17 protein-coding genes and 1 tRNA gene are annotated in these 15,583 nt (G+C 67.0%); 4 read left to right on the forward strand and 14 right to left on the reverse strand.

Translation table 11 applies throughout. The features are described from left to right. Positions 1-64: 64 nt before the first annotated feature. Genes ODR01_RS18970 through ODR01_RS18980 form a run of 3 tightly spaced genes read right to left on the reverse strand, consistent with a single transcriptional unit; the run spans position 65 to position 1,430 of the window. On the reverse strand, positions 65-592 hold the full coding sequence (locus tag ODR01_RS18970; RefSeq protein WP_316979272.1) for an arsenate reductase ArsC: 528 nt from the start codon (positions 590-592) through the stop codon (positions 65-67). A gap of 11 nt (positions 593-603) precedes the next feature. Then, positions 604-1,038 (reverse strand): ArsR/SmtB family transcription factor, encoded by a 435-nt coding sequence (locus ODR01_RS18975; RefSeq protein WP_316979273.1) that lies wholly within the window; start codon positions 1,036-1,038, stop codon positions 604-606. Positions 1,039-1,094: 56 nt separating this feature from the next. After that, positions 1,095-1,430 carry an ArsR/SmtB family transcription factor gene (locus ODR01_RS18980; protein WP_316979274.1) on the reverse strand — a complete coding sequence of 112 codons (336 nt, stop codon included), beginning with the start codon at positions 1,428-1,430 and terminating at the stop codon, positions 1,095-1,097. 49 nt (positions 1,431-1,479) lie between these two features. Here ODR01_RS18980 and arsM point away from each other — a divergent pair, with 49 nt between their 5' ends. After that, a complete protein-coding gene (gene arsM / locus ODR01_RS18985; RefSeq protein ID WP_316979275.1) occupies positions 1,480-2,295 on the forward strand; it encodes an arsenite methyltransferase in 816 nt (271 codons plus the stop codon). 15 nt (positions 2,296-2,310) lie between these two features. On the opposite strand, the gene ODR01_RS18990 is transcribed toward arsM, so the two are convergent. From ODR01_RS18990 to ODR01_RS19040, 11 genes are all read right to left on the reverse strand, one after another. Next, the gene (locus ODR01_RS18990) at positions 2,311-2,712 is read right to left on the reverse strand and encodes a putative zinc-binding protein (protein WP_316979276.1); all 402 of its coding nucleotides are present in this window, start codon (positions 2,710-2,712) and stop codon (positions 2,311-2,313) included. A gap of 17 nt (positions 2,713-2,729) precedes the next feature. Next, positions 2,730-2,963 carry an MTH895/ArsE family thioredoxin-like protein gene (locus ODR01_RS18995; protein WP_316979277.1) on the reverse strand — a complete coding sequence of 78 codons (234 nt, stop codon included), beginning with the start codon at positions 2,961-2,963 and terminating at the stop codon, positions 2,730-2,732. A gap of 24 nt (positions 2,964-2,987) precedes the next feature. Then, positions 2,988-4,289 (reverse strand): permease, encoded by a 1,302-nt coding sequence (locus ODR01_RS19000; protein ID WP_316979278.1) that lies wholly within the window; start codon positions 4,287-4,289, stop codon positions 2,988-2,990. A gap of 49 nt (positions 4,290-4,338) precedes the next feature. After that, positions 4,339-4,659: an ArsR/SmtB family transcription factor gene (locus ODR01_RS19005; protein WP_316979279.1), complete on the reverse strand. Its 321-nt coding sequence runs from the start codon at positions 4,657-4,659 to the stop codon at positions 4,339-4,341. Between the two features lie 124 nt (positions 4,660-4,783). After that, complete coding sequence (gene ppdK, locus ODR01_RS19010) at positions 4,784-7,459, reverse strand: pyruvate, phosphate dikinase (protein ID WP_316979280.1); 2,676 nt, start codon at positions 7,457-7,459, stop codon at positions 4,784-4,786. A gap of 4 nt (positions 7,460-7,463) precedes the next feature. After that, on the reverse strand, positions 7,464-9,542 hold the full coding sequence (gene glyS, locus ODR01_RS19015; protein ID WP_316979281.1) for a glycine--tRNA ligase subunit beta: 2,079 nt from the start codon (positions 9,540-9,542) through the stop codon (positions 7,464-7,466). A 2-nt stretch (positions 9,543-9,544) separates the two neighbouring features. Further along, complete coding sequence (locus ODR01_RS19020; protein WP_316979282.1) at positions 9,545-10,417, reverse strand: glycine--tRNA ligase subunit alpha; 873 nt, start codon at positions 10,415-10,417, stop codon at positions 9,545-9,547. A 143-nt stretch (positions 10,418-10,560) separates the two neighbouring features. Beyond that, a complete protein-coding gene (locus tag ODR01_RS19025; protein WP_316979283.1) occupies positions 10,561-10,818 on the reverse strand; it encodes a hypothetical protein in 258 nt (85 codons plus the stop codon). 214 nt (positions 10,819-11,032) lie between these two features. Next, complete coding sequence (locus ODR01_RS19030; protein WP_316979284.1) at positions 11,033-11,893, reverse strand: S49 family peptidase; 861 nt, start codon at positions 11,891-11,893, stop codon at positions 11,033-11,035. A gap of 69 nt (positions 11,894-11,962) precedes the next feature. Beyond that, positions 11,963-12,721, reverse strand: coding sequence for a tRNA1(Val) (adenine(37)-N6)-methyltransferase (locus ODR01_RS19035; protein WP_316979285.1), 759 nt, complete (start codon positions 12,719-12,721; stop codon positions 11,963-11,965). Between the two features lie 19 nt (positions 12,722-12,740). Next, the gene (locus ODR01_RS19040) at positions 12,741-12,980 is read right to left on the reverse strand and encodes a putative signal transducing protein (RefSeq protein WP_316979286.1); all 240 of its coding nucleotides are present in this window, start codon (positions 12,978-12,980) and stop codon (positions 12,741-12,743) included. Positions 12,981-13,105: 125 nt separating this feature from the next. Between ODR01_RS19040 and ODR01_RS19045 the strand changes: the two genes are divergently transcribed. The 3 genes from ODR01_RS19045 to ODR01_RS19055 all read left to right on the forward strand — a co-directional run bounded on the left by ODR01_RS19045 (position 13,106) and on the right by ODR01_RS19055 (position 15,576). Continuing rightward, positions 13,106-14,122: a polyprenyl synthetase family protein gene (locus ODR01_RS19045; RefSeq protein WP_316979287.1), complete on the forward strand. Its 1,017-nt coding sequence runs from the start codon at positions 13,106-13,108 to the stop codon at positions 14,120-14,122. A gap of 118 nt (positions 14,123-14,240) precedes the next feature. Then, positions 14,241-14,317, forward strand: a tRNA-Pro gene (locus tag ODR01_RS19050). A gap of 107 nt (positions 14,318-14,424) precedes the next feature. Further along, positions 14,425-15,576, forward strand: coding sequence for a TRAP transporter substrate-binding protein (locus ODR01_RS19055; RefSeq protein ID WP_316979288.1), 1,152 nt, complete (start codon positions 14,425-14,427; stop codon positions 15,574-15,576). Positions 15,577-15,583 lie beyond the last annotated feature (7 nt).

A 15,583-nucleotide genomic window follows, 5' to 3' on the forward strand; every position in this document is an offset into this window, starting at 1 on the left:
GGCCTTGGCCGCGCGACGGCCGGTCGCTTCGCATTGGATCGACATGTTTTTCGTGGTCCTTCGTTCAGGCGGGATCGGCGGCCGAGGCGGCTTCGTCGCCCATGCGGCCGATGTCCTTGACGCGGCTGTGCAGCGATTGCCTGTCCAGCGAGGCGACCGGAAGGCTGGCGAACACCGCGATGCGGTTCTGCAGCATGCGGAACACCTTGAGGAAGAAGGCCCGCCGCTCGGCGTCCGTTCCCTCGAAGGTGGCCGGGTCTTCGACCCCCCAATGGGCCGTCATCGGCTGGCCGGGCCACACCGGGCAAACCTCGCCGGCCGCGTTGTCGCAGACGGTGAAGACGAAATCCATCACCGGCGCGCCCGGCTCGGCGAACTCGTCCCAGGCCTTGGAGCGCGCCCCCCCGGTGGGCAGCCCGGCGATGCGCAAGGTGTCGAGCGCCAGGGGATGCACGCGGCCGGACGGATGGCTGCCGGCGCTGTAGGCCCGGAACTTGCCTTTGCCCAGGCTGTTCATGATCGCCTCGGCCATGATGCTGCGCGCCGAATTGCCGGTGCACAGGAACAGAACGTTGAAGACTTTCTCGGTCATGGAGGGTCCCTTCAACCGGTGGGGGTCGCTTCCTTGTAGCGCCCGAGTGTTGCAAGCCCGTGACGGTCGAGGCCGGCCAGCACCGCCGGCCCCTCGTCGCACAACCGCTCCGCCGGGATGGCGGCGAGGCTGTCGAGGGCGCGGCGGTCCGCCAGAACGGCGGGATCTTCGGCCAGCGCGGCGCCGACGACGGCCAGGACGGCCGGCGCATACGGGTTCACCTCGCGGTCGGCAAGCCGGTAATAGGCCCATCGGCCCCGCTTGTCCGACAGGATCATCCCCGCCGACTTGAGGACCGAAAGATGCTTGGACACGGTCGCCGGAGCCAGGTCGAGGGCCATGGTGATGCGGCACACGCAGAGCGGCCCGGATTCCAGCATCTTGAGAATGCGGACCCGGTTGCGGTCGGCGATGGCCTTGGCGACGAATTCGAACTGCTCGATCATCGGCGATGTACCTGATAATTCGTTATATAGCGAAATATCAGGTACAAGACATCCCGTCAACGACGTTCTGGCAAGGCATCGGCCGGGGCGCATCCGCAGATCTCGGGATGGTCCTGGCAGCAGTCCTTTTGCAGGAAGTCCAGGAAGCGGCGCATGGCGCCGTAATCGACGGCATAGAGCATCTGGCGCTGGTGGCGGCGGACCGTGACGAGGCCGGTGCGCTCCAGTTCCTTCAGGTGGAACGACAGCGTCGAGGCCGGGGCGCCGACCCGCTCCGCGATGTCGCCGGCGGCCATGCCGGCCTCGCCCCGGCGGACCAGCAGGCGGAACACCGCCAGGCGGGTTTCCTGGGCGAGCGCAGCCAGGCAACTGAGGGCTTGCTTTGTTTCCATATTTCTAGAATAATCGAATTATACGAGTTTGACCAGTGGAGATCATGCCATGACCACCCCCGACATCAAAACCCTTGTCCGTGAACGTTATGCCGATGCCGCGACCCGCGCCTCCGGCTGCTGCGGCCCGTCGTCCTGCGGCTGCGGCTCCGGACCGGGCACCGGCGTCGACATGATCGGCAACGCCTACAGCCAGGTCGAGGGCTACGTCGCCGAGGCCGACCTCGGGCTCGGCTGCGGCCTGCCGACCCGCCACGCCGCCATCCGGGCCGGCGAAACGGTGCTCGACCTCGGCTCTGGCGCCGGCATCGACTGCTTCGTCGCCCGCCGCGAAACGGGCGATTCGGGCCGGGTGATCGGCGTCGACATGACGCCGGAAATGATCGCCAGGGCGCGCCAGAACGCCGCCAAGCTTGGCTACGGCAACGTCGAGTTCCGGCTGGGCGAGATCGAGAACCTGCCGGTCGAGGCCGGGGCCGTCGACATCGTGATCAGCAACTGCGTGCTCAACCTGGTGCCCGACAAGGCCGCCGCCTTCGCCGAAATGTTCCGCGTGCTGAAGGCGGGCGGCCGGTTCTGCGTGTCCGACATCGTCTCCAGCGTGGCCCTTCCCGCCCCCATCCGCGAGGCGGCGGCCCTGCACGTCGGTTGCGTGGCCGGCGCCATCGTCGAGGCCGAGTACCTGGCCCTGCTCGGCCAGGCCGGTTTCACCGACGTCCGCGTGGTCGAGGCCAAGCCGATCCCGCTGCCGGACGACCTGCTGGGCCGTTACCTCGACGCACGGGGGCTGGAGGCGTTCCGGGCATCCGGCACCGAGTTGCGCAGCGTCACCGTGCTCGGCACCAAGGCGGCATCCGCGGCCTGAAGCCGGCACATCGCCCTATTCGGCGGCGGCGCAGCAGGAGCCGCCGCCGAGCAGTTCCGCCCCCCTGGCGACGACCCGCCCGACCGCCTCGTCGGTTACCGGGCTGTGGCCCTTTTTGAGGCCGAGGTCGGCCAGTTGGAGATGCCTGAACCCCGAGAACCCCGCCTGTTCGAGGGTCTTGCGGGCGCAATCGATGGGGCAGCCGTCGATGGCCAGAACGGCCGAGGCGGCTTCGGTGCTCTTGACGATGCCCGGAACCCGCCCGCCGATGCCGGCCAGGCAGTACATGTTGCCGACGCCGCCGCGCGTGAGGTGGCGCGCCGCCTGGTCGGAGATGGCGCCGACGTCGGCCGCGCCGGAGCAGGCAAAAATGAGCTTCGGCGCGCTGTTGCACGCGCAACTGTCTTGCTTTTCCATGGTCGTTTCTCCCGTCTTCATCCCTTCAAAAGGGTCTTGATCTCATCCACCGAGGCCACCTTGCCGACCACCTTGACCACACCGTCCACGGCCAGGGCGGGCGTCATGGCGACGCCGAAGTCGGCGTAGCGGTTCATGTCGGTGATCTTCTCCATCTGATAGTCGAGGCCCAAGTCCTTGGCCGCCGCCTCGGCATGCTGGGCCAGGGCGTGGCATTTGGCGCAACCGCCACCGAGAATCTGGATTTTCATGGTGTTCCTCCTTTGGTTTCAGGATCAGCCGAAAAAGGTTCCGAAGAGCATGCCGCTCACCGTGGCCATCACCACGACGAGGACGACGAAAGCGAGGGTCTTCCTGGTCCCGAGGACGGTGCGGATGACCAGCATGCTGGGCAGGCTCAGCGCCGGCCCGGCCAGCAGCAGGGCCAAAGCCGGGCCCTTGCCCATGCCGGCGCCGATCAAACCCTGCAGGATCGGCACCTCGGTCAGCGTCGCGAAGTACATGAAGGCGCCGACCACCGAGGCGAACAGGTTGGCGGCGAGCGAATTGCCGCCCACCAGACCGGAAACCCACTCCGAGGGAATCAGGCCTTCGTGGCCCGGCCGCCCAAGCAGGGCTCCGGCGACCAGGACGCCGATAAAGAGGAGCGGCAGGATCTGTTTGGCGAAGTCCCACGACACGCCGAACCAGGTTCCGATCTCGCCTTTGTCCCGGCTCGTGAAGTAGGAGAAGGCGACGACGCCGGTGGAAAACGGGATCAGCGGCATGTCGGGCGCCAGGGTGGCGGCCAGCGCCACCGCCGCGGCGACGATCGCCACCTTCTTGACGGCGAAGCCGAACCACAGGACGAGGGTGCCGCCGAGGGCGAGGCCGAAGGCTGCCGTCACCAGCCACTTGACCTGCCATATGACCGCCCACACGCCCGTTGCCTCGGCCGGCTCGCCCCAGGTGGCGAAGACCAGGATGCCGACCATCGAGGCGAAGAAGAGGGCGTTCTGCCACAGGGGCCGCGTCGCCTCGGCTTCCGGCATGACCATGGCGACCGACGCCTTCTCCCGCTCCTCCTTGAGGAACAGCAGATGCATGACAAGGCCGATGACGATGGAAAAGAGGATCGCCCCCACGGCGCGCGCGATGCCCAGTTCCAGCCCGAGGACGCGCGCCGTCAGCACGATGGCCAGCACGTTGATGGCAGGCCCCGAATAGAGGAAGGCGGTGGCCGGCCCCAGACCGGCGCCCATGCGGTAGATGCCGGCAAACAGTGGCAGCACGGTGCACGAACAGACCGCCAGCAGCGTGCCCGACACCGAGGCGACGCCATAGGCCAGAACCTTGTTGGCCTTGGCGCCCAGGTACTTCATGACCGAAGCCTGGCTCAAGAAGACGCCGATGGCCCCGGCGATGAAGAAGGCCGGGATCAGGCACAAGAGCACGTGTTCCTGGGCGTACCAATTGGCGAGGTGGAAGGCTTCGAGGATGGCCCCCTGCACGCGGTCGGTCTCGATCGGCAGGAAGAAGATGGAAAGGAAGCCGACGATGCCGACGGCCAGGGCCTTCCACTCGTTTTTCCAGGTCATGACGGGGGTCCGTTCTTGATGTTCTTCTTGGTCATCCGGCCCGGCAGGATCAGGCCAGCATGGCGACCTGTTCCTTCACGCGGGCATCGATGACGGCTTCGACGCAACCCATGAAGCTCAGCACGCAGGGAACGCGCAGGCGGTAGAACACCTGCATCCCGCGCTTGTCATCCTCGACGATTCCAGCCTGTTTGAGGACCGAGAGGTGCCGGGACACGGTCGAGAAATCGGCGCCGATCTTCTCGACCAGCTGGCAGACGCAGCGCTCGCCTTCTCCCAGTTCCTCGACAATGAACAGCCGGCTGGGGTGGCCCAGCGCCTTCAGCACCTTGGCCTTCTCCTCGAGGAAAAACCGCGCCCGCTCGTCCATGACACCACTCTTATGCTATTTGGCTAAAGTGCAAAATAGCCATTAGGTGGCGCACTGTCAAATGAAAAGACCCGGCGGGTGGCCCCGACCGGGTCTTTTCGTTCAGGTCAGTCGGTCGCGTCGATCAGGCGTTGGTCTCGCCCTCGACGCCCAGCGCCGCCTGGGCCGCCGCCAAGCGGGCGATCGGCACCCGGTAGGGCGAACAGGACACGTAGTTGAGCCCGACGCGCTGGCAGAAGTGGATGGAGGCCGGATCGCCGCCGTGCTCGCCGCAGATACCCATCTTCAGGTCGCTGCGGGTCGAACGGCCCTTCTTGACGGCGATGCGCACCAGATCGCCGACGCCCTCCTGGTCCAGGCTGACGAAAGGATCGATGTCGATCAGCCCCTTCTCCACATAGACCTTAAGGAAGCTTCCGGCATCGTCGCGCGACAGGCCATAGCCCATCTGGGTCAAATCGTTGGTGCCGAAGCTGAAGAACTCGGCCCCTTGGGCGATCTTGTCGGCGACCAGGGCGGCGCGCGGCACCTCGATCATGGTGCCGACCATGTACTTCACTTCGACGCCCTTTTCGGCAAACACGGCCTTGGCCGTCCTGTCGATCACCTCCTTCAGAACGTCGAACTCGGCCTTCAACCCAACCAGCGGGATCATCACCTCGGGCAACACCTCGATGCCCTCATGGGTCACGTCGCAGGCCGCCTCGAAGATGGCGCGCGCCTGCATCTCGCTGATTTCCGGATAGGTTATGCCCAGCCGGCAGCCACGATGACCAAGCATCGGGTTCGTCTCGTGCAAGGAAGCCGCGCGGGATTTGACCGCATTGAAATCCATGCCGGCGGCCTTGGCGACCTCTCGGAAGTCGGCATCGGTAGTCGGCAGGAATTCGTGCAGCGGCGGGTCGAGCAACCGGATGGTCACCGGCAGGCGGTCCATGATGCGGAAGATTTCGGCGAAGTCGTCGCGCTGATAAGGCAGCAGCTTGGCCAGCGCGACGCGGCGCTGTTCCTCGGTGTCGGCGACGATCATCTCGCGGACGTGGATGATCCGCTGCGGATCGAAAAACATGTGCTCGGTCCGGCACAGGCCGATGCCCTCCGCTCCGAACTTGCGGGCCGTCGTGGCGTCCAGTGGGGTTTCGGCGTTGGCCCGGACCTTCATGGTCCGGATGACGTCAACCCATTCCATCAGCTTGGCGAAATCCCCCGAAAGCTCGGGGTGGGTGGTCGGAACGGCGCCAAGGAAGACCTCGCCGGTCGAGCCGTCCAAGGTCAGGACATCGCCTTCATGGATGGTATGGCCGGAGACCTTGATGGTCTTCGCCGCATAGTCGATCTTCAGATCGCCGGCACCGGACACGCACGGCGTTCCCATGCCGCGGGCGACCACGGCGGCGTGACTGGTCATGCCGCCTCGGGCGGTCAGGATTCCTTCGGAAACATGCATGCCGCCGATGTCGTCGGGGCTGGTCTCGATCCGGCACAACATGACCTTCTCGCCCCGGCCGACCCAGGCTTCCGCATCGGCCGCGCTGAATACCACCTTGCCCGATGCCGCCCCCGGCGAGGCCGCCAGTCCCTTGCTCAGCAATTTCTTCGGCACATTGGGATCGAGGGTCGGATGCAGAAGCTGGTCGAGCCCGGCCGGATCGACCCGGCGCACAGCTTCCTTGCCGTCGATCAGCCCTTCTTCCTTCATCTCGACGGCGATGCGCAGGGCCGCCTTGGAGGTGCGCTTGCCGGTGCGGGTCTGGAGCATCCACAGCTTGCCCTGCTGGATGGTGAACTCCATGTCCTGCATGTCTTTGTAATGCTTCTCAAGCTGCGCGCGGATGACGCACAGTTCCTTGTAAAGCGCGGGCATGACCTCTTCGAGAGCCGGAAGATCCGATCCCGCATGCTTCTTCTCGGCCAGGGACAACGGCTGCGGCGTGCGGATGCCGGCCACCACGTCCTCGCCCTGGGCGTTGACCAGATACTCGCCATAGTAGGCGTTCTCGCCGGTCGCCGGGTTGCGGGTGAAGCAGACCCCCGTGGCGCAATTCTCGCCCATGTTGCCGAATACCATGGCCTGGACGTTAACGGCGGTGCCCCAACTGTCCGGCAGGCTGTTCAGCTTGCGATAGGTGATGGCCCGCTCGTTCATCCAACTGCCGAACACGGCGCCGATGGCGCCCCACAGTTGCTCGTAGGGGTCCTGCGGGAACGGCTTGCCCTGCGTCTCCTCGACCTTCTTCTCGTAGCCCTTGACGACGACCTTCCAGTCCTCGGCGGTGAGGTCGGTATCGTGGCGGTAACCCTTGGCCTCCTTGCGCTCTTCGAGGATGGATTCGAAGTGGTGGTGGCCGATACCCAGCACCACGTTGCAGTACATCTGGATGAAGCGCCGGTAGCTGTCCAGCGCGAAACGCTCGTCGCCGGTGGCCTTGGCCAGGGCCGCCACCGTCTCGCGGTTGAGGCCCAGATTGAGCACGGTGTCCATCATGCCGGGCATCGAGGCCCTGGCACCCGAGCGGATCGAAAGCAGCAGCGGCATCTCGCGGCTGTTGAATTTGCAGCCCATGGTCTTCTCGATCCGGGCCAGCGCCGCCTCGACCTCGGGCTTGAGGTCGGCCGGATAGGTCTGCTTGTTCTGGTAATAGAAAGTGCAAACCTCGGTGGTGATGGTAAAGCCCGGAGGCACCGGAATCCCCAACCGGCTCATCTCGGCCAAGTTGGCGCCCTTACCTCCGAGGAGGTTCTTCATGCTTGCGTTGCCGTCGGCGGAACCGTCCCCAAAGCCGTAGACCCATTTAGGCATGTTTCTACCCTTCTATTGTTGAGAAGTCGGCCACCTCCGAAAGGGCCGACCGCACGGTCGACAAAAGGCGCAAACGGTTTTTCCTGAGGGCCGGCTCGTCGCAGTTGACGGTAACCTCATCGAAAAAGGCATCGACGGGTCCCCGCAGCCGGGCCAGGATGGACATTGCCTCATTGAAACGCTCGCGGCGGATCTCGTCGGCCACCAGGGGCATGATCTCGCCGATCTTCCCGCTCAATTCGATCTCTTCGCCCTGCTTCAGCAGCGCCTGGTCGGCCGCCGCCGCATAGCTGGCGTTGTCCTTCTTCTCCTCGATGCGCACGATGTTGGCCGCCCGCCGGAAGGCGGTCAGCAGGTCGGCGCCGTCTTCGGAGGCCAGGAACGCCGCCAGGGCGTCGACCCGGGCCAGCAGCCGCACGAAATCATCCTCGCCGCCGACCGCGAACACCGCCGAGATGAGGTCGTGTCGCACCCCCTTTTCGCGCAGATGCACCTTCAGGCGGTCGGCGAAAAATTCCAGAAGCTCCTTCACGTCGAGTGCGGCCGCCGGGGCGATGCCCTGGCCGGCATAAAGGCCGCGCGCCGCCTCGAAGATGCCGGTCAGCGGAAGGCGCAGGCCGTTTTCGACGATCAGGCGGATGACGCCCAGCGCCGCCCGGCGCAGGGCGAACGGGTCCTTCGATCCGGTCGGCTTCTCGCCGATGGCGAAGAACCCGACCAGGGTGTCGATCTTGTCGGCCAAAGCCACGGCGACGCTGAGCGGCTTCGACGGGCAGGCGTCGCCGGGCCCCTGCGGCGAATAGTGCTCGGCGACGGCATCCGCGACGGCCGGCGTCTCGCCATCGTGAAGCGCGTAATAGCGGCCCATGACGCCCTGCAACTCGGGGAACTCGCCGACCATCTCGGTGCCGAGATCGGCCTTGCAGAGCAGGGCGGCGCGCTCGGCCGCCGCCGCCTCGGCGCCCGGCACGTGGCGGGCGATGGCCTTGGCCAGTTCGCGCAGGCGCGAAACGCGCTCGCGGTCGCTGCCCAGCTTGGCGTGGAAGATGCGCTCGGCCAGCTTGTCGACCCGGCTTTCGAGGGTGCGCTTGCGATCCTGTTCCCAGAAGAACTTGGCGTCCGACAGGCGGGCCCGCAGCACCCGCTCGTTGCCCTTGACGATCTGGGCGCCGCCGTCGGCGGTCTCGTTGTTGGCGACGACGACGAAGCGCGGCGCCAGCTTGCCCGCCGCATCGAGCGTCGAGAAGTATTTCTGGTGGGCCCGCATCGAGGTGGCCAGCACCTCGGGCGGCAGGTCCATGAAGGCGGCGTCGATGCGCCCCATGCGCACCACCGGCCATTCGACCAGTCCGGCCACCTCGGCCAGCAGCCCCTCGTCGGCCTTGACCGTCAGCCCCTCGGCCTTGGTCAATTTCTCGGCCTCGGCCTTGATGACGGCCCGCCGCTCGGCCGCGTCCAGCATGACCTTGGCGGCGCGCAGCTTGGCCGCATAATCGGCAAAGTCCTTGACCGCGAACGGAGCGGGCGCCAGGAAGCGGTGCCCTCGCGTCGCGTCGCCGGCCGTCACCGGGCCGAAGGCCACCGGTACCGGCGCCCCGTCGAACAGGCAGAGGATGGAATGCAGGGGCCGCACCCAGCGCACCGCGTGATCGGCCCAGCGCATGGACTTCGGCCACGGTAAAGCGGCAGTGGCCGCCGCCAGCACGGCCGGCAACACCTTCAGGGTCGCCGCGCCCTTCTTCTCGACCACCGCGACATAGTAGTCGCCCTTCTTGGGATCGGAACGAATCTCGCAGGCGTCCAGGCTGTCGATGCCGGCCGCCTTGAGGAAGCCGGCGATGGCGCCCTCGGGCGAGCCGACGCGCGGTCCCTTGCGCTCTTCCCTGACGTCGGGCTGGGCGACAGGCAGGCCGTCGACCACCAGGGTCAGGCGGCGCGGCGTCACGAAGGCCTCGGCTTTCGCGAAGTCCAGGCCGACCGCCTTGAGCCCGTCGGTCACCAGGCGTTTCAGGTCGTCGGCGGCGCGCGCCTGCATGCGCGCCGGAATTTCCTCGGAGAACAGTTCGAGCAGCAGTTCGGCCATGATCAGGCTCCCGCCCCGGCTAGCCAGCCTTCGCAGCAGCCCTTGGCGAGCGCCCGTACACGGCCGATATAGGAGGCGCGCTCGGTCACGCTGATGACGCCGCGCGCGTCCAGAAGGTTGAACAGATGGCTCGCCTTGATGCACTGGTCATAGGCGGGCAGCGACAGCTTCTTGTCCAGCAGGGCCGTGCACTCGGCCTCGGCGTCCTTGAAGTGCTGGAGCAGCATCCTGGTGTTGGCGTGCTCGAAGTTGTGGGCCGAATACTCGCGCTCGGCCCTTAAGAAAACGTCGCCGTAGGTCACGCCGGCGCCGTTCCAGTCGAGGTCGTAGACGTTCTCGACTTCCTGGATGAACATGGCCAGCCGCTCGACTCCGTAGGTGATCTCGGCGGTGACGGGGGCGCATTCGAAGCCGCCCACCTGCTGGAAATAGGTGAACTGCGTCACCTCCATGCCGTCGCACCACACTTCCCAGCCGAGGCCCCAGGCGCCCAGCGTCGGGCTTTCCCAGTCGTCCTCGACGAAGCGGATGTCGTGCATCGCCGGATCGATTCCCAAATGTTTGAGGCTGTCGAGGTAAAGCTGTTGGACGTCGGCCGGCGACGGCTTGAGCACCACCTGGTACTGATAGAAGTGCTGCATGCGGTTGGGATTCTCGCCGTAACGGCCATCGGTCGGCCGTCGCGACGGCTGCACGTAGGCGGCGTTCCATTCGCCTTTGCCGAGGCAACGCAACGTGGTCGCCGGATGGAAGGTTCCCGCCCCCACCTCCATGTCGTAGGGCTGCAGCAGCACGCAGCCGCGCGCCGCCCAGAACGACTGCAGGGCGAGGATCAAGGATTGGAAATTGGGCTTGTTTTGGGGAGTTTCGGCCATGAAATCGATGTTGATCCGTATGTTTTATCGTTGCGCGAAAGACTAATCCGCGACGGCACAACCGGTCAAGGAAACAGGGCCGCAGGACCGTCGGTTCCCGCAGTGGTTAGGATTGTGCAACCTGCGCGTTCGCGGGTCGACGGTCAACCCGCATAAGGACAGCCGGAACGGCCGCAGCTTCGGGCGCCTTTGGCCGGCACGTAGTCGCCGCAAACCGGGCAGGCGACCATGTCCACCGCCTCGACGGCCGGCGGCGCCGAGGGACGCTCCGCCTTCTCGCGGACGCGCCGTGGCGCCCCGTCCCGCACCGCCTGGACGCGGCTCAGCCATTTCCAGCCGAAAAAGACGGCGGCCACCACCACGATCGTGAACAGGAGCTTGCCGAGGCTGAGACCGAGCATGTCCCGGTTTTAGGGCCCGTCCTTCACCGGGTCAAGGCGAACCGGGGAGAGAAACCGTACGCCGCCATCTTCCCCTCTCCGCCGGTGGGGCGGAGAGGGTGCGCGCGAGAGCGCGCGGGTGAGGTGGGGAGCCGCCGCCGCTCGGAAATCCCCCACCTCACCTCGATCCTCTCCGCCCCCAAGGGCGGAGAGGAGGTTGTTAGCTCCGAACCGGTCACAAACCGAATCGGCTCCAGGTCATCCGCTCCTCGAGGGCGGAAACAACCGCATCCGCCCAGGCGCCGGCGTCGCCGCCCGCCATCCCCGTCAGGCCCACCCGCCGGCGCAGCCATCCTTTTTCGGCGATCACCGGGCGCAGCTTGACCCGCTCGCCAAAGCGTTCGCGCATGACGGCGCGCAGGTCGCCGATGCCGTCGATCAGGCCCATGGCCAGCGCGGTGCGCCCGCTCCAGAAGGCGCCGCTGAACAGGTCCTCCTCGGGGGCCCGCAGGCGCCCGCTGCGACGGGCCCGCACCATTTCGATGAAGTCCTGGTGAACGCTGTGCTGCAAGGCTTCGAGATGCTCGACGTCCTCGGGCCGTTCGCGGGAAAATGGGTCGAGCATGCCTTTTCTGGCGCCCGAGGCGTGCAACCGGCGCTCGACGCCTATGCGGCGCAGCAGGTCCTGGAAGCCAAAGCCGGAGGAAATCACCCCGATCGAACCGATGATGGAGGCGGCGTCGGCATAGATCTCGTCGGCGGCGCAGGCCAGCCAGTAGCCGCCGGAGGCGGCGACGTCCTCGGCGAAGGCGACGACCGGCACCCCCTTCTCCTCGGCCAGCGCGCGGATGCGCCCGGCGATCAGCGAGGACTGGACGGGCGATCCGCCCGGCGAGTTGACGGAAAGCGCCACCGCCTTCAGGTGGCGCAGCCGGAAGGCCCGTTCGATCGGCCCCGCCAGCGCCGCCAGGCTCAGGCCCCGCCGCATCGGCCCCATCTGCCCGACGATGCCGGCCAGCCTGAGAACCGCCACCACCGGCGCCGGTTCGCGCCAACGGGCAAAGGGAATGAGGCTTCTCGGCGACAGGCGATTCATCGGGTCTTCCTTTTCTCGACGGCAGGGACGGGTTTCTTGGGCTTGATATAGGCGGCGCGCGGGCCGGCGCTATGGCCTCAGGGCGGCGCCATCGCGAAGCACCCGTTCGGCCGCCTCGGTGTACGTGCCGTCGGCGGCGTGCAGCACCAGCCCCGGCAGCAGGGCCAGCGGCGCGGCGATCCCCTTGCGGCCGCTGACGATGACCCGCTTGGCCGGCTTCGGCCGGCCGTCGGCGGCCGGCGCGCCGCCCGGCCACAGCGGAAACACCGTCAGTTCGCCCAGTCCCTGGCGCATGAGGGCCAGCAGTTCGTCCAGGCGGTCGGCGCGATGGACGACGGTGATGCTGCCCTTCGGCCGGACCATGGTAAGGCAGAAACGCAGCCAGTCGGCCAGCCGCGCCTCTCCCTCGATGGCGGCCGCGGCCTTGGCGGGATCGGGCGGCGGGTTGCCGCGGCCGGCGGCGACGAACGGCGGATTGGCCATGACATGATCGAAGGTGCCGGCGGCCAGGCGCGGCGGCGGCCGCAAAAGATCGCCGGCCATGAAGTCGACGCGCCCTGCCAAGCCGTTATCCCTGGCGTTGGCGGCGGCCAGCGCCACCAGGTCGCGCTGCAGGTCGATGCCGCTGACCCTGACGCCATCGAGACGGGCGGCCAGGCACAGTCCGGCGGCGCCCACCCCGCAGCCGGCGTCGAGCACCCGCTCGCCCGGCTGCGCCGGCACCGCGGCGGCCAGCAGCACCGGGTCGATGGCGGCCCGATAGCCGGCCGCCGGCTGGCGGATGCGAAGCCGCCCGCCGAGCACGCCGTCGACCGTGATGCCGGCCATGGCCGGCGTTTCCGCCGGATCACGCCTCGGCGTTGTCATCTCCGTCCCTTTCGCCGCCGGCTTCGGCATCGGCCAGAATCCTAGAGGCCCGGACGAAATCGTCGTCGGCGACCATCACGCGGCGCTGGATGGCGGCGACGCTGCCTTCGAGGATGGCCGTGTGGGTGTCCAGCACGACGGCGTAAATCGAAGCCTCGCCGAGGGCGGCGGTCAGCCACGAGATCAGCACCGGATCGTTGGTCCGCACCAGTTCCTTCATGACGCCCCCTGTTCGCCGGACCCGGTCCCGCCGCCTCATCCTTTCGGCGGGGTTGACCGCCCGGCCCCGTGCTTCTTATGCTCCAGGGACCGGGGGTTCACGTCAAGCGGGTCGGGAGAGAGATTTTGGGGATCGTCGTCGATCTGAACGGAAAGCGCGAGCCGCAACCGTCGCTTGAGGCCCTCACCCGCCTGGTGGCCGCCGATCTCAAGGCGGTCAACGAGCTGATCGTGCGGCGCATGCACAGCCCGGTGGCCCTCATTCCGCAGTTGGCCGGCCACATCGTCGCCGCCGGTGGCAAGCGATTGCGGCCGGTTCTCACCCTGGCGGCCTCCCGCCTGTGCGGCTATACCGGCACCCGCCATATCGCGCTGGCCGCCTGCGTCGAGTTCATCCACACCGCGACCCTTTTGCACGACGACGTGGTCGACCGCAGCGAGCTTCGGCGCGGGCTGGCCTCGGCCAACGCGGTGTGGGGCAACAAGACCAGCGTGCTGGTCGGCGACTTCCTGTTCGCCCGCTCGTTCGAACTGATGGTCGAGGACGGATCGCTGGAGGTGCTGGCCATCCTCTCGCGCGCCTCCTCGGTAATCGCCGAGGGCGAGGTGGCGCAGCTGGTCACGGCCAACGACACCGAAACCGGCGAAACCGCCTACATGGACGTGATCAAGGCCAAGACGGCGCAGCTTTTTGCGGCGGCCTGCCAGATCGGCGCCATCGTCGCCGACCGCCCGGCGGTGGAGAAGGAGGCCCTGGAATCCTATGGCATGAACCTGGGCATCGCCTTCCAGCTGATCGACGACGTGCTCGACTATTCGGCCAAGCAGGCCAAGCTGGGCAAGACCGTCGGCGACGATTTTCGCGAGGGCAAGATCACGCTCCCCGTGATCCTGGCGTTTCGCCGCGGCAGCGAGGCGGAACGCGCCTTCTGGCGGCGCACGCTGGAAGACCTCGACCAGAAGGAGACCGATTTCGACAAGGCGGTCGGTCTGATGGGCCGTTACCAGTCGCTGGAGGACACCATCGAGCGGGCCCGCCACTACGGCGCCATCGCCAGGGACGCCCTCGGCATCTTCGCGGACGGCGCCGAAAAGGACGCTCTCATCGAGCTCATCGACTTCTCCATCCATCGCGCCTACTAGGCCGGCGCCGGCAGCCGATTTCCGCCAATTCCCCGGCCGTGCAAAACTCCCGCGTCCGGCGGCGAGACGGACCTTGCCCTGCCGCGCCGACAAGGGTATAAACCCGTCCACGACGGTCCGGGGCGTAGCTCAGCCTGGTAGAGCGCTATCTTCGGGAGGTAGAAGTCGCTGGTTCGAATCCAGTCGCCCCGACCAATTCCCCCCTTGCACGACAAGGGGGTTTTTTGTCAGTCTCCATGACCAGAAGGCGGGAATAGCCCGCCCGTCGACAGCCGACCGGAAACCTGGCAGGGAGGGATGGCATGCGCAATGCGATCATCGGGATCGTCATTGGCACGGTGGTCGGCGTGGTGATCGGCGCCACCCTGCTGGCGCCCCAGCTCTATGACGGCGGGAATACCGCCCTCGCCACCCCGGGGGTCGAGAACCTGTCACCCCCGGCACCAGCGCCCGCACCGGCCAAGGACCCCGCCCCGCGGGCCGAAGCCCCGGCCGTTTCCTGGAAGATGGCCAGCGCCTATTCGGGAAAGCTGCCGCAGATCGGCAGCCTGGCCAAGCGTCTCGAACAGGAAACCTGGCGCATTTCCGGCGGCCAGATGGAAATCCGCCTCAGCGAGCCCGACACCCTGGTCCCTTCGACCGAAATCTTCGATGCCGTCGCCTCCGGCGCCATCGACGCCGCCTTCGCCTCGCCCGGCCTGTGGCGCGACAAGGCGCCGGCGTTGCAACTCTTCGGCGCCGTGCCGTTCGGGCCCGACGCCGTCGAATACCTGGCCTGGATCTATTTCGGCGGCGGCCGCGAACTGTTCGACAAGATCTACGAACGGCACGGCATCCACAGCCTGTTCTGCGGCATCCTGGGGCCCGAGGCTTCGGGCTGGTTCCACCAGCAGATCCTCGGCATCGAGGATCTGCGCGGCCTGAAGATCCGCATCTACGGGCTGGGGGCCGACGTGCTGGCCAAGCTGGGGGCCAAGCCGCGCATGCTGGGCGATGGCGAGATCTTTCCCGCCCTGGAATCGGGGGCCATCAACGCCGCCGAATTTTCGATGCCGGCCATCGACCTTCAACTCGGCCTGCACAAGATGGCCGAACACTACTACTTCCCCGGCTGGCACCAGCCGGTGACGATGCTGGAACTGATGGTCAACCGGGGCAAGTGGGAGGCGCTCTCCTCGCAGGCCAAGTCCCAGGTCGAGGCGGTCTGTGGCGACAACATCCGCTACGGACTGGCCGAGGGCGCCGCCATCCAGTTCGCTGCGCTGAAGAAGATCTATGCCGAGGGTACGAAAATCCACCGCTGGCCCCCGGCTTTCCTGGAAACCCTGGAGACGACGTGGGCCGAGGTGGCGGCCGAACGCTCCGCCAGCGACGAGGCCTTCCGCGAGGTGTGGAGTTCGCTCAGCGCCTTCCGCCGCGACTACGCGATCTGGCAGGAACTGGCCAGCCCCTGAACCGCGA

The organism is Shumkonia mesophila, from assembly GCF_026163695.1.
GTDB classification, from domain to species: Bacteria; Pseudomonadota; Alphaproteobacteria; order Rhodospirillales; family Shumkoniaceae; genus Shumkonia; species Shumkonia mesophila.